Genomic DNA, 11,825 nt, shown 5'->3' on the forward strand with positions numbered 1-11,825 from the left:
TCAGGCCTCCTTCTTGGTGTTCGCGTCGACGAAGGTGTTGAGCGTCTCGACGCTGAACACGATCTCGTCGGCGTCGAGGACGTCGTAGGTGTTCAGCTGGTCCGGCGCGATCGCGTGCACGTTCTGCAGGTTCGCGATGCTCTTGCGAGCGGCGTCGTCCTCACGGCTGAGGACCACCAGGAACTTGCGACGGTCACTGATCTGCTCCAGGAAGGTCCGTGCCGACTTGGTCGACGGGCTCTGGCCCTGCACCAGTTCGGTGACCACGTGGATGCGCTCGTTGCGCGCCCGGTCCGAGAGGGCACCGCGCAGTGCGGCGGCCTTCATCTTCTTGTTGACCTTCTGCGAGTAGTCGCGCGGCTGCGGACCGTGCACGGTGCCACCGCCGACGAACTGCGGCGAGCGGATCGAACCCTGACGGGCGCGGCCGGTGCCCTTCTGGCGGTACGGCTTGACGCCGCCGCCACGGACCTCGCCGCGGGTCTTGGTCGAGTGCGTGCCCTGACGGCCGGCGGCCTGCTGGGCCACGACGACCTGGTGCATGAGCGCGATGTTCGCGGTCACGTCGAACAGGTCGGCCGGCAGCTGCACGGTGCCTTCGGTGGCCCCGGCCGGGGTCCGGACGTCCAGCGTCAGCTTGGTTGCGGTTTCGGTGCTCACTTGTCGCCGCCTTTCACAGCGTCGCGAACCACCACGATGCCGCCCTTGCGGCCGGGGATCGCGCCCTTGATCAGCAGGAGACCGGCCTCAGGATCCACCTTGTAGACGGTGAGGTTCTGAGTGGTCACCTTGTCGTTACCCATGCGGCCGGCCATGCGCTTGCCCTTGAACACGCGGCCCGGGGTGGCGCAGCCACCGATCGAACCGGGTGAACGGTGCACGCGATGAGCGCCGTGGGTGGCGTTGGCACCGGCGAAGCCGTGCCGCTTCATGACACCGGCGAAGCCCTTGCCCTTGGAGGTGCCGGTCACGTCGACCTTGACACCGTCGGCGAACAGGTCGGCGCCGAGCTCCTGGCCCACCTCGAAGTCCGCGACGTCAGCGACGCGGATCTCGGCGATGTGGCGGCGCGGGGTGACACCGGCCTTGGAGAACTGGCCGGAGACCGGCTTGTTCACCTTGCGGGGGTCGATGGCGCCGTAGGCGAGCTGCACGGCGGTGTAGCCGTCACGCTCGTCGGTGCGGAGCTGGGTGACGACGTTGCCACCGGTGGCGATGACGGTCACCGGGACGACCCGGTTGTTCTCGTCGAAAACCTGGGTCATGCCGAGCTTGGTGCCCAGCAGGCCCTTCTTTGCAGTCTGATTGCTCATTTTCGTGTCCCCCGTCACTGAATGTTGACGTCGACGCTGGCCGGCAGGTCGATGCGCATCAGCGCGTCGACCGTCTTCGGCGTCGGGTCGAGGATGTCGATGAGTCGCTTGTGCGTGCGCATCTCGAAGTGTTCGCGGCTGTCCTTGTACTTATGCGGCGAACGGATGACGCAGTACACGTTCTTTTCTGTGGGCAACGGCACCGGGCCGACCACCCGTGCACCCGTACGGGTCACGGTGTCCACGATCTTGCGCGCCGAAGCGTCGATCGCCTCGTGGTCGTAGGCCTTGAGCCTGATGCGGATCTTCTGTCCCGCCACGCTGTGTCCTCTTCCGTCTGTATGTCTCTCGACGAACAGAACACCGCGCGGACTCACACCCGCGCAGGCGGGCGGCAACGGAGCCACACTACGACCGGCCCCGTTAGCTGCGGGGCGCGATCAACGCTGTTCTTTTCGTCGTTGTACGTGCCGGACCAGATGTCCGACGCCGGCTCGTGAGCCGACTGGATTTCCCCGGTACCCGCGGTCGGGCGTGTCGTGTCCGTGATTCCACAACAGGGAAGAGCACGCGGTACACGCCCGGGTCCGCGTTTGACGGCCCGGAGGGGTTCATCGCCTCGCAAGAGGCAACCCGACAAGTATGCAACAGCGCAGGGACGGATACCAAATCGGTGTTCGGGCGGGGCCCGTTCAGGCAGATCGGAGCCGCCCGCCCCTGGTGTGGGCCACAGAGTACCTAGTAGCGTGATCGGTGACACACCGTAAACGGACGAACGCGACATGGTTGTTGCGAGTCAGGGGAAACAACTCAATGCTGTCGAAGCTCGGCGCAGTCGCCGAACAGGTCGGAGATGCTCTCAAGGCCAGCAAGGCGCTGCGCGAGGCGCGGCTGACCGATATCAAGAAGCCCCGGCGCCTGGTGGAGACCTTCAAGAACACCAAGATCATCGGGCCGATGGCCACGGTGATGGCCTACAACAGTAAGGACATCCCCGATCGGCCGGCCATCAGCGACGAACACGGAACGCTGACCTGGGCGCAGGTCGACCGGCAGAGCAACGCCCTGGCCAACACCCTGCTCGATGCCGGCCTCAAGCCTGGGTCGGTGGTGGGCATCATCGCCCGCGATCACCGGGCGGTGCCCCTGGCCCAGTTCGCCGCCGGCCGCTCCGGGATCCGCCTGGCACTGATGAACACCGGATTCGGCGCCGCCCAGTTCGTCGAGGTCGCCGAGCGCGAGAAGCTCGAAGCGATCCTGTACGACGAGGAATTCGCCGGCCTGGCCGACAGTCTGCCGCCGGAGATGCTGCGCATCGTCACCTGGCACGAGGGCGACGCCGACTTCGGCGAGAACATCCGCACCCTCGAAGAGGTCGTGGCCACCGGCCGCACCACCATGCCGCCGACCCCGAAGACCTGGGGCGGCATGGTGATCCTCACCAGCGGGACCACCGGCCTGCCCAAGGGTGCTCGTCGCGCCAAGTTCTCGCCGTTCGCCAGCGCTCTGCTGGTCGACCGGGTCCAGTTCCCCTACCGCAGCTCGGTCGTGATCGTCTCGCCGCTGTTCCACTCCACCGGCTTCGCGACCTGGGCCGTGGCCACCGCCGGCGGCAACGAGACCGTACTGCTGCGTCGCTTCGACGCCGAGAAGACCCTGGCGGCCATTGAACGGCACAAGGCCGAGCTGCTGGTGGCGGTGCCGACCATGCTGCACCGCATCCTGGCGTTGGGCCCGGAGGTGATCGGCAAGTACGACACCTCCTCGCTCAAGTCGGTGGTCGTGGCCGGTTCGGCGCTCTCGCCGACGCTGTCGGAAGCCTTCCAGGACCAGTTCGGCAACGTCCTGTACAACCTGTACGGCTCCACCGAGGTCGCCATCGCCTCGATCGCCAAGCCCGAGGAGCTGCGGCAGGCGCCCGGCACCATCGGCAAGGCCCCTGTCAGCAGCTACATGGTGCTCTTCGACGACAACGATCAGCGGATCACCGAACCCAACGTCAAGGGCCGGCTGTTCGTCCGCAACGGCGCCCCGTTCGAGGGGTACACCGACGGACGCAACAAGCAGATCCTGGAAGGTCACATGTCCACCGGCGATATGGCCTACTTCGACGAGAACGGCCTGTGGTTCATCGCCGGCCGCGACGACGACATGATCGTCTCCGGCGGCGAGAACGTGTACCCGCTGGAAGTGGAGAACCTGCTCGCCGAGCACGACGCCGTCGCCGATATCGCGGTGATCGGCGTCGACGACGACGAGTTCGGCACCCGCCTGCGCGCCTTCGTCGTCCCGGCCGAGGGCGCCAGCCCCGACGCCGACGAGCTGCGCGCGCACGTCAAGTCGAACCTGGCCCGCTACAAGGTCCCGCGCGACATCGTCTTCGTCGAGGACCTGCCGCGCAACCCCACCGGCAAGCTGGTGCGGCGCGAGCTGCCCACCGGACCGCTGGACGGGTGAGCCGCTGACGGGTCGACGGCACACGGGGCCGGGAGTTCTGCGGAGCTCCCGGCCCCGTTCGTTCTTCTGCCGTGTCGCCGACAGTCCCGGCTGAGCGTGTCGCCGACAGTCCCGGCTGGGCGTGTCGCCGACAGTCCCGGCTGGGCGTGTCGCGACTCATTTCGGCAGGTCGCGCCCGGCCTGTCGCCGCGACTTGCACAGATACGCCGCGACACGCTGTCGGCGGTGACCCCGGCAGCTCGATCTAGGGGCGAGACCCCCGAAACGCGGCCGGGTCTGTGGAGAACTCGCAGCGGTGTGCACGACGCTGTGGACGGCGAGGGACAGCCGAGGCCGCCGTGGCGTGGAATCGTCGCATGTCCATCCCAGACGCCGAGCTGCCGTACCCGACGGACCGCTACGGGTTGATCCACCGGGCCGCGGCGCTCGCGTCGGGGTTCACCGACCGAGATCTCCGGTCTGCGGTGAAGTCCGGGCGGCTCGAGCGGGTGACCAAGGGGACCTACCTGGCGCCGGCGCAGCCTGATCGTCGCGACGCGGCCGCCGTTGCCGAGAACGCCCTGGCACAGTTCCGGTTGCGCAGCATCGCCGTGGCGACTCTGCCCAGCCACGCCGGCGCGACCGTTCTGAGCCACGCATCGGCGGCGGTGCTCCACGGACTTCCGATGCTCAAGCCGGCCCTGACTCGTGTCCACCTGACCAACGGAGAACTCGGCGGGGGACGCGTACGCCAGAAGACACTGGTGCACACCGGCGAACTGCCGGCCGGCGACATCGACGACATCGACGGCGTCGCCGTCACCGGTCTGGCCCGGACCGCGGCCGACGTCGCCCAGAGTTCTCCGCCCGACGATGCGCTGGCGTTCGCCCGCGCCTTGACCGTGTTCGACGCGGCCCTGCGCGCCGGGGTCGAGAAAGAGGCTCTCGAGTTCCAGCTCGCCGGGCGCCGCCGGCGCGGCACCCGCGTCGCCAAAGCCGCACTGCAGTGGGCGGACAAGGACGCCGAATCGGTGGGCGAATCGTGGGGACGCGCGCAGATGATCCAGGCCGGGCTGCCGGTGCCCAGCCTCCAGTCCGAATGCAGGGTCGGCCGTCGGACGTACCGGGTCGACGGTCTCTGGGCCGACCGGCTGGTGTGGGAGTTCGACGGTCACGTCAAGTACGGCCGGTACCGGCGGCCGGGCGAGAGCGCCGCCGACGCGGTGTGGCGCGAGAAGCAACGAGAAGATGCGCTCCGCGGCATCGGCCTGATGGTGGTCCGCTCCGTCTGGTCGGATCTGGAACAGCGCCGGCTGGTGCCGAAGCTCGCACATTGGCTCGATCACTTCGACATCCGCTGACCGGCAGGCCGCTCATTCAGCCGGCAACAGCTCTGCGGTACGTGTGTCGCGGCAGGCCCCTCAGCGCGTGTCGCGACTCATTCCGGCAGGTCGCGGCCCTGCCGACTCCGCGACGTGCGCAGATGGGTCGCGACACGCGACCGGCCGCCCTCGCGACACGCGACCGACCGCCGTAGCGACACGCACCCGACCGCGCCGGCGACAGACGACCGACCGCCCCGGCGACACCCCACCCCGGCCGAAGAAGAGGCCCGCAGACAGGTTGTCGATTAGCGTCAACGCCATGGGATCAACCGCACAGCCCCTCGCGGTTCCACAGCCCCGTGCGATCGCGCCGCTCCCGACCCGGCGCGCGCCGCGGCCGTCGAACGTCACGCTGAAGTTCACGATGGCCCTGACGGGCACCGTTTTCGCGTTGTTCGTGCTGGTCCACATGATCGGCAACCTGAAGGTCTACACCGGCGCGGCCAACTTCGACGACTACGCGCACTGGCTGCGCACCCTGGCCGAACCGCTGCTGCCCTACGAGGGCGCCCTGTGGATCTTCCGGATCGTGCTGCTGGCCGGTCTGGTCGCCCACGTCGGCGCTTCGGCGATCCTGGTGGTCCGCGCACGCCGGGCCCGCGGCCGTTTCCGCCGCACCGGGATGAACTGGCGCCGGCTGCCGGCGACCCTGATGCCCTGGACCGGCGTGGTGCTGCTGGTCTTCATCGTGCTCCACATCCTGGATCTGACCACCGGCACCAGACCGATCGCACCGCAGAGCTTCGAGCCGGCCACCGAGACCACCTCGCACGCCTTCGCCAACCTGGTCGCCAGTTTCGAGCGCTGGCCGATGGCGTTGTTCTACATCGTGGTGATGGTGATGCTGGGACTGCATCTGGTGCACGGGCTGTGGTCGCTGGTCACCGACTTCGGGGTGAGCGGGCGGCGGCTGCGCCAGGTGTGGGCCGCGGTCGCGCTGATCTTCGCCGCGGTCGTGATGCTCGGCAACATCACCATCCCCGTCGCGGTCCTGGCCGGGTGGGTCTCCTGACCGCCCGCAGCCCGCGCAGCCGCTCGACCGCATCCGCCCGCCCCGAGGGAGTGATCTGACATGGACCGCCTGCACACGGTCGGCGACGACCTGTCCGGTAACGCCCCCGCCGGTGACCCGGCCACCGCCTGGCAGCGCCGCCGCGACGACTACCGCGTCGTCGGCCCGCTCAACCGCCGCAAGTTCTCGGTGATCGTGGTCGGCACCGGGCTGGCCGGCGCCGGGGCCGCCGCGGCCCTGGCCGAACTGGGCTACCACGTGCACGCCTTCACCTTCCACGACGCGCCGCGCCGGGCCCACAGCGTCGCCGCGCAGGGCGGTATCAACGCCATGCGCGCCCGCAAGATCGACAACGACTCGATCCGCCGGTTCGTCACCGACACCGTCAAGGGCGGAGACTTCCGCGGCCGCGAGGCCGACGCCTTCCGCCTGGCCGAGGAGTCGATGCGGGTGATCGACCACCTCAACGCCATCGGCGCACCCTTCGCCCGCGAATACGGCGGCGCCCTGGCCACCCGCAGTTTCGGCGGCGTCCAGGTCTCGCGCACCTACTACACCCGCGGGCAGACCGGCCAGCAGCTGCAGATCGCCGCCTCCCAGGCCCTGCTGCGCCAGGTCGCCGCCGGCAACGTCACCCTGCACACCCGCCAGGAGATGCTCGACCTGATCGTGGCCGACGGCCGCGCCCAGGGCATCGTCGTGCGTGATCTGGTGACCGGACAGATCGGCGCGCAGACCGCCCACGCGGTGGTGCTGGCCACCGGCGGCTACGGCACCGTCTTCTACCAGTCGACGCTGGCGCGCAACTCCAATGCGACCGCGGCCTGGCGCGCGCATCGGCGCGGGGCGTATCTGGCGTCGCCGTCGTTCGTCCAGTTCCATCCCACCGCCCTGCCGGTCAGCGCGCCGTGGCAGTCCAAGACCACCCTGATGAGCGAGTCGCTGCGCAACGACGGCCGCATCTGGGTGCCCCGCACGGCCGGCGACGACCGCCCGCCCGGCCAGATCCCCGAGGACGAACGCGACTACTACCTGGAACGCAAGTACCCCACCTACGGGAACCTGACCCCGCGCGATGTGGCCTCCCGCGCCGCCCGCGAGCAGATCGAGAGCGGCCACGGCGTCGGCCCGCTGCGCAACAGCGTCTACCTCGACTTCGCCGACGCCCTGGCGCGGCTGGGCCGGCCCACCCTGGCCGCGCGGTACGGGAACCTGTTCACGATGTACCGCGACACCACCGGCGAGGACCCCTATCAGGTGCCCATGCGGATCGCCCCGGCCGCCCACTTCACCATGGGCGGGCTGTGGACCGACTACAACCAGATGTCATCGATCCCGGGCCTGTTCGTCGGCGGCGAGGCCGGCTGGGGCTACCACGGCGCCAACCGCCTGGGCGCCAACTCGCTGCTGTCGGCGTGCGTCGACGGCTGGTTCACCTTGCCCTATTCGGTGCCCGACTATCTGGCCGGTCTGCTCGGCGAACCCGTGCTGGCCGCCAACGACGAGGCCGTGCGGGCCACCGCCGCCGATGTGCACGCGCGCATCGACGCGCTCACCTCGATCGGCGGCACCACCGGACCGGGGTTGTTCCACCGCGAACTCGGCGCCATCTTGTACGAGGGCTGCGGGGTGAGCCGCTCGGCCGCCTCCCTGACCCGGGCCCTGGAGCGGATCGACGAACTGTCGGCACGCTTCTGGTCGGACCTGCGGGTGGTCGGCGGCACCGGGGCGTTCAACCAGGAACTCGAACGCGCCGGCCGCGTCGCCGACTTCCTGGAACTGGCGCACCTGATGTGCCTGGATGCGCTCGACCGCGACGAATCGTGCGGGGCGCACTTCCGTACCGAACACCAGACCCCCGACGGGGAGGCGCTGCGCGACGACGCCGACTGGTGCTTCGCCTCGGCGTGGGAGACCCGCCCGGACGGCAGCGCCGTCCGGCACCGCGAAATGCTCGAGTTCACCGCCACCGAGCTGGCGACCCGCAACTACCGATAGAGGGGAGCACCGCCGTGAAGATCACCATCGAGGCCTGGCGCCAGGACAACGCCGACGCCCCGGGACGCTTCGAGACCTACCTGATCGACGCCACACCCGAGATGTCGCTGCTGGAGGTGCTCGACCTGCTCAACGAACAGCTCGTGGCCTCAGGTGAGGAACCGGTCGCCTTCGACTCGGACTGCCGCGAAGGCATCTGCGGGGCCTGCGGGATCACCGTCGACGGCCGCCCGCACGGGCCGGTGCCCAACACGCCGTCGTGCCTGCAGCACCTGACCCAGTTCCCCGATCCGACCCGCATGCGGCTGGAACCGCTGCGCGCGGCCGCCTTCCCGGTGGTGCGGGATCTGGCGGTGGACCGTTCGGCGCTGGACCGGGTGATCGAGGCCGGCGGACACGTGGGGATCAACACCGGTCAGGCCGCCGACGCCGACGCCGAACTGGTGAATCAGCAGACCGCCGAGACCGCCCTGGACTTCGCCGGCTGCATCGGCTGCGGGGCGTGCGTGGCCGCCTGCCCGAACGGGGCCGCGCACCTGTTCGCCGGCGCCAAACTGCTGCACCTGTCCCAGCTCAGCTACGGCCGCCAGGAACGCGGGGCGCGGGCCCGGGCGATCGCCGGTCAGCTCGACCACGACTTCGGCCCGTGCTCCACCTTCGGCGAATGCGCGCAGGTCTGCCCCGCCGACATCGATCTGTCGGCGGTCGCGGCGGTCAACCGGGAGTCGATGCGGTTCTCGTTGCGCCACAAGGCCGACTGAACCCTCTATCCTCTCGCTATGAGCAAAGACTCCCCCACCTACGCGCTGCGCAAGCGGCTGCCGGGCAACCTGCTGGGCAAGACCCTGTTCTCGATGGGCATGGTCGCCAAGGTCCCCTACTTCGGCACGGTGCTTCCGCTGGTGCAGGAGATGCGTCCGGGCTACTGCCGCGTGGTCTCCCCCAACTGGTTCGGTGTGCACAACCACCTGGGCACCTTCCACGCGATCGCCGCGTGCAACCTGGCCGAGGCGGCCATGGGCATGCTGATGGAGGCCACCACTCCGTCGTCGCACCGCTGGATCCCCAAGGCCATGAACGTGCAGTACCTGGCCAAGGCCAAGACCCGGCTGACCGCGCATGCCGAACTCGCCGAGCCGATCGACTTCGACGCCGTCACCGAGGGCATCGACGTGGTGGTCTCGGTCCGCGTCTGCGACACCGACGGGGTCGAAGTGGTGCACGCCGACATCACCACCTGGGTCACCCCGGCCTGACCGGCTTCAGCCTTACCCCTCGTCTGGCAGCCTTACCCCGCTTCCGGCTCCGCCCTAACCGCTTCTCAGGTGCAGACAGTAGGGTTATCGACGACCTGAATCCCTCCGGCCGGAGGGCGTACACGTGATCTAAGGAAGACCCGTCGTGAGTTCCAACCGTGTGATCGACCCGCGCGCCGCCGAGCGCCGCCGGTCCCTGCTCCTGACCCTGGCCGCCGTCACCGTGCTGGTCGTGGTCGCCGCCGTCGTCATCATCGTGACCACGCGCGGGGAGAACAGCAACAGCAACGCCGCCAACGACGGCCTGGACGGGCGCGGCGGCGACGCGGTGCCCACCGTGGTCACCGACAACGGTGCGATCCGCCTGACCGGGGCGCCGGCCGGCACCACCCCGCCGGTGATCGTCACCATCACCGAGGACTTCCAGTGCCCGGCGTGCGCGCAGTTCGAGACCGTGATGGGCCCGGCCCTGGCGCCGTACCACTCCAACCCGGAGGTGGCCGTGGACTACGTCTCGATCAACATGCTCGACCGCGCCTCGACCACCCAGTACTCCACCCGCGCGGCCAACGCCTCGATGTGTGTGGCCGAGAAGACCGGCAAGGACGGCGACCTCTCCACCTGGCTCGAGTACCACAACATGCTGTTCGCCAACCAGCCGCCCGAGGGCGGCGCCGGTCTGGCCGACGCCGAACTGATCCGGCTGGCCAAGGAGGTCGGTGTCGACGACATCTCCTCGTGCGTCGAGGACGTGCCGTACAAGAAGTGGATCGGTGAGAACTCCGAGAAGGTCATGAGCGAGCCCGGCTTCACCGGCACCCCGAACGTGCGGATCAACGGTGAAGTGGTGCAGGTCAACGACGGCGCCGATCTGCAGAACAAGATCAACGCCGCCGTCGAGGCCGCGAAGTGACCGAGGCCGGTAACGAGCGCGGCGACCTCGCCGACGAGGTCGCCGCCTCGGTGTCACCGGCCGCCGAAGCCGCCGTCGCCGAGCCAGCAGTTCCCGGCGACGTCGCTGACGACGCGGTCTCTGCGACTGCCGTTTCCGGGCCCGGCGCGACCGGCCCGCTCGCCGCCCTGACCGCACTGCGGCCCTTCGGCATCGTCTCCTCGTGGGTGCTGCTGATCGCCGGGATCCTGGGAATGGCCGCCTCGGCCGCCCTGTCGATCGAACGCATCGATCTGCTGAAGAACCCGAACTACATTCCCTCGTGCAACTTCAGCCCGATCCTCTCGTGCGGTTCGGTGATGATCACCGAACAGGCCGAGTTCCTCGGCTTCCCGAACCCGCTGCTCGGACTGCCGGCCTTCGGCGTCATCCTGGCCACCGCGGTGCTCTCGGTCGGGCGCGTCCGGCTGCCCCGCTGGTACTGGATCGGCCAGAGCCTGGTCACCGCCGTCGGCTTCGTCTTCGTCAACTACCTGGCGTTCCAGTCGATCTACCGGATCGGCGCCCTGTGCCCGTACTGCATGGTGGTCTGGACGGTCACCCCGATCATCCTGGTACTCAGCATCTCCCGCGCCCTCGGCGACGGATCACTGGGCCGCACGCTGCGCGATGCGTCCTGGTTCCTGCTGGCCGCCTGGTACGCCGTGGTGATCTTCGCCGGCGGCTATGAGTTCTGGGACTACTGGCGCACCCTGTTCTGATCTGCGCCGGTTCAGGCGATCGCGCCGGCGATCAGCCAGGCCGCCATCGCGATACTCGCATGCGGCCCGCTGCCCAGCGCCCCGGGGATGATCGACCCGTCCACCACCCGCAGCCCGCGGATCTGGCGCACCCCGCCCAGGTCGTCGACCAGCCGTCCCAGCGGGAGCGTCCCGGTCGCGTGCTGCGACATCCCCGTCACCGGATCGACCCGGATCGACCCGGGCACCACCAGTGGGGCGTACACCGGCGACTCGAGCATCTGCACCACGTCGGCCACAGCCCGTGCCATCCGGGCCGATGACGCCGCGTCCGGCTCCCCCAGATCCAATCCGCGCCCGTCCAGGGTCCCGACCGCCGGATGGGCCAGGTCGGCCACCCCGACCGGTACCCCGGCCGGCTCGTCGGGGTGGCGCGGACCACCGATGAACCGCGCGAAGTCGTCGCTGTAACACCGGATCTCCACCCCGTCGACGCCGGTCAGCCCGCCGGCCCCTGCTGGTTCGCCGGCCCCTCCTGGTTCGCCGGCCCGTTCTGGTTCGCCGACTCCGCCCGACTGCACCACCGACTGCAGCAGCGCCGGGGCCGTCAGTGGCCGCACTGGCTGCCACCGCACCAATCGTTCCGGGTGTTCGTGCGGGTGCACCCGGTCCAGCCCCATCGCCGCCAGCACCCCGCTGCGCCGCAGCAGCGCCGCGGTCCCCAGCGTGCCGGCGGCCACGATCACCTCCCCGGCGATCACCTCCTGCCCGCGCACGCGGACCCCGCGCACCC

At 69.5% G+C, this 11,825-nt stretch carries 12 protein-coding genes; 8 read left to right on the top strand and 4 right to left on the bottom strand.

The window, feature by feature from the left end; all coding sequences use genetic code 11:
- From rplD to rpsJ, 3 genes are read right to left on the bottom strand one after another with little or no spacing between them, the layout of a single operon-like run.
- On the bottom strand, window positions 1–660 hold the full coding sequence (gene rplD, locus GOHSU_RS03200) for a 50S ribosomal protein L4 (RefSeq protein ID WP_005936754.1): 660 nt from the start codon (window positions 658–660) through the stop codon (window positions 1–3).
- Window positions 657–1,313 carry a 50S ribosomal protein L3 gene (gene rplC, locus GOHSU_RS03205; RefSeq protein ID WP_005936756.1) on the bottom strand — a complete coding sequence of 219 codons (657 nt, stop codon included), beginning with the start codon at window positions 1,311–1,313 and terminating at the stop codon, window positions 657–659. The genes rplD and rplC overlap by 4 nt, the downstream gene beginning before the upstream one ends.
- A 14-nt stretch (window positions 1,314–1,327) precedes the next feature.
- Window positions 1,328–1,633, bottom strand: a complete 306-nt coding sequence (rpsJ, locus tag GOHSU_RS03210; RefSeq protein ID WP_005936758.1) for a 30S ribosomal protein S10 — start codon at window positions 1,631–1,633, stop codon at window positions 1,328–1,330.
- 493 nt (window positions 1,634–2,126) lie between these two features.
- Here rpsJ and GOHSU_RS03215 point away from each other — a divergent pair, with 493 nt between their 5' ends.
- The 8 genes from GOHSU_RS03215 (at window position 2,127) to GOHSU_RS03250 (ending at window position 11,053) form a co-directional block, all read left to right on the top strand.
- Window positions 2,127–3,770, top strand: coding sequence for an acyl-CoA synthetase (locus GOHSU_RS03215; protein WP_005936760.1), 1,644 nt, complete (start codon window positions 2,127–2,129; stop codon window positions 3,768–3,770).
- A gap of 356 nt (window positions 3,771–4,126) precedes the next feature.
- Window positions 4,127–5,110 carry a type IV toxin-antitoxin system AbiEi family antitoxin domain-containing protein gene (locus tag GOHSU_RS03220; protein WP_005936762.1) on the top strand — a complete coding sequence of 328 codons (984 nt, stop codon included), beginning with the start codon at window positions 4,127–4,129 and terminating at the stop codon, window positions 5,108–5,110.
- Window positions 5,111–5,393: 283 nt separating this feature from the next.
- Complete coding sequence (locus GOHSU_RS03225; protein ID WP_005936764.1) at window positions 5,394–6,146, top strand: succinate dehydrogenase cytochrome b subunit; 753 nt, start codon at window positions 5,394–5,396, stop codon at window positions 6,144–6,146.
- 60 nt (window positions 6,147–6,206) lie between these two features.
- The gene (locus GOHSU_RS03230) at window positions 6,207–8,144 is read left to right on the top strand and encodes a fumarate reductase/succinate dehydrogenase flavoprotein subunit (RefSeq protein ID WP_005936766.1); all 1,938 of its coding nucleotides are present in this window, start codon (window positions 6,207–6,209) and stop codon (window positions 8,142–8,144) included.
- Between the two features lie 14 nt (window positions 8,145–8,158).
- Window positions 8,159–8,905, top strand: a complete 747-nt coding sequence (locus GOHSU_RS03235) for a succinate dehydrogenase/fumarate reductase iron-sulfur subunit (protein WP_005936768.1) — start codon at window positions 8,159–8,161, stop codon at window positions 8,903–8,905.
- A gap of 18 nt (window positions 8,906–8,923) precedes the next feature.
- Window positions 8,924–9,400, top strand: coding sequence for a hotdog fold domain-containing protein (locus GOHSU_RS03240; RefSeq protein ID WP_005936770.1), 477 nt, complete (start codon window positions 8,924–8,926; stop codon window positions 9,398–9,400).
- A 145-nt stretch (window positions 9,401–9,545) separates the two neighbouring features.
- On the top strand, window positions 9,546–10,313 hold the full coding sequence (locus GOHSU_RS03245; protein ID WP_005936772.1) for a DsbA family protein: 768 nt from the start codon (window positions 9,546–9,548) through the stop codon (window positions 10,311–10,313).
- Window positions 10,310–11,053: a vitamin K epoxide reductase family protein gene (locus tag GOHSU_RS03250; protein WP_005936774.1), complete on the top strand. Its 744-nt coding sequence runs from the start codon at window positions 10,310–10,312 to the stop codon at window positions 11,051–11,053. Before GOHSU_RS03245 ends, GOHSU_RS03250 begins: the two co-directional genes overlap by 4 nt.
- An 11-nt stretch (window positions 11,054–11,064) precedes the next feature.
- Here GOHSU_RS03250 and GOHSU_RS03255 read toward each other — a convergent pair.
- On the bottom strand, window positions 11,065–11,825 hold a 761-nt coding region (locus GOHSU_RS03255; RefSeq protein WP_005936776.1), incomplete at its 5' end, for a GMC oxidoreductase.

Origin of the sequence: Gordonia hirsuta DSM 44140 = NBRC 16056, assembly GCF_000333015.1 — a bacterium.
Lineage (GTDB): Bacteria > Actinomycetota > Actinomycetes > Mycobacteriales > Mycobacteriaceae > Gordonia > Gordonia hirsuta.

Bases quoted from the DNA above. Each gene is read 5' to 3' on its own strand.
- rplC (WP_005936756.1), bottom strand. From the start codon at position 1,313: ATGAGCAATCAGACTGCAAAGAAGGGCCTGCTGGGCACCAAGCTCGGC.
- GOHSU_RS03215 (WP_005936760.1), top strand. From the start codon at position 2,127: ATGCTGTCGAAGCTCGGCGCAGTCGCCGAACAGGTCGGAGATGCTCTC.
- GOHSU_RS03220 (WP_005936762.1), top strand. From the start codon at position 4,127: ATGTCCATCCCAGACGCCGAGCTGCCGTACCCGACGGACCGCTACGGG.
- GOHSU_RS03225 (WP_005936764.1), top strand. From the start codon at position 5,394: ATGGGATCAACCGCACAGCCCCTCGCGGTTCCACAGCCCCGTGCGATC.
- GOHSU_RS03230 (WP_005936766.1), top strand. From the start codon at position 6,207: ATGGACCGCCTGCACACGGTCGGCGACGACCTGTCCGGTAACGCCCCC.
- GOHSU_RS03240 (WP_005936770.1), top strand. From the start codon at position 8,924: ATGAGCAAAGACTCCCCCACCTACGCGCTGCGCAAGCGGCTGCCGGGC.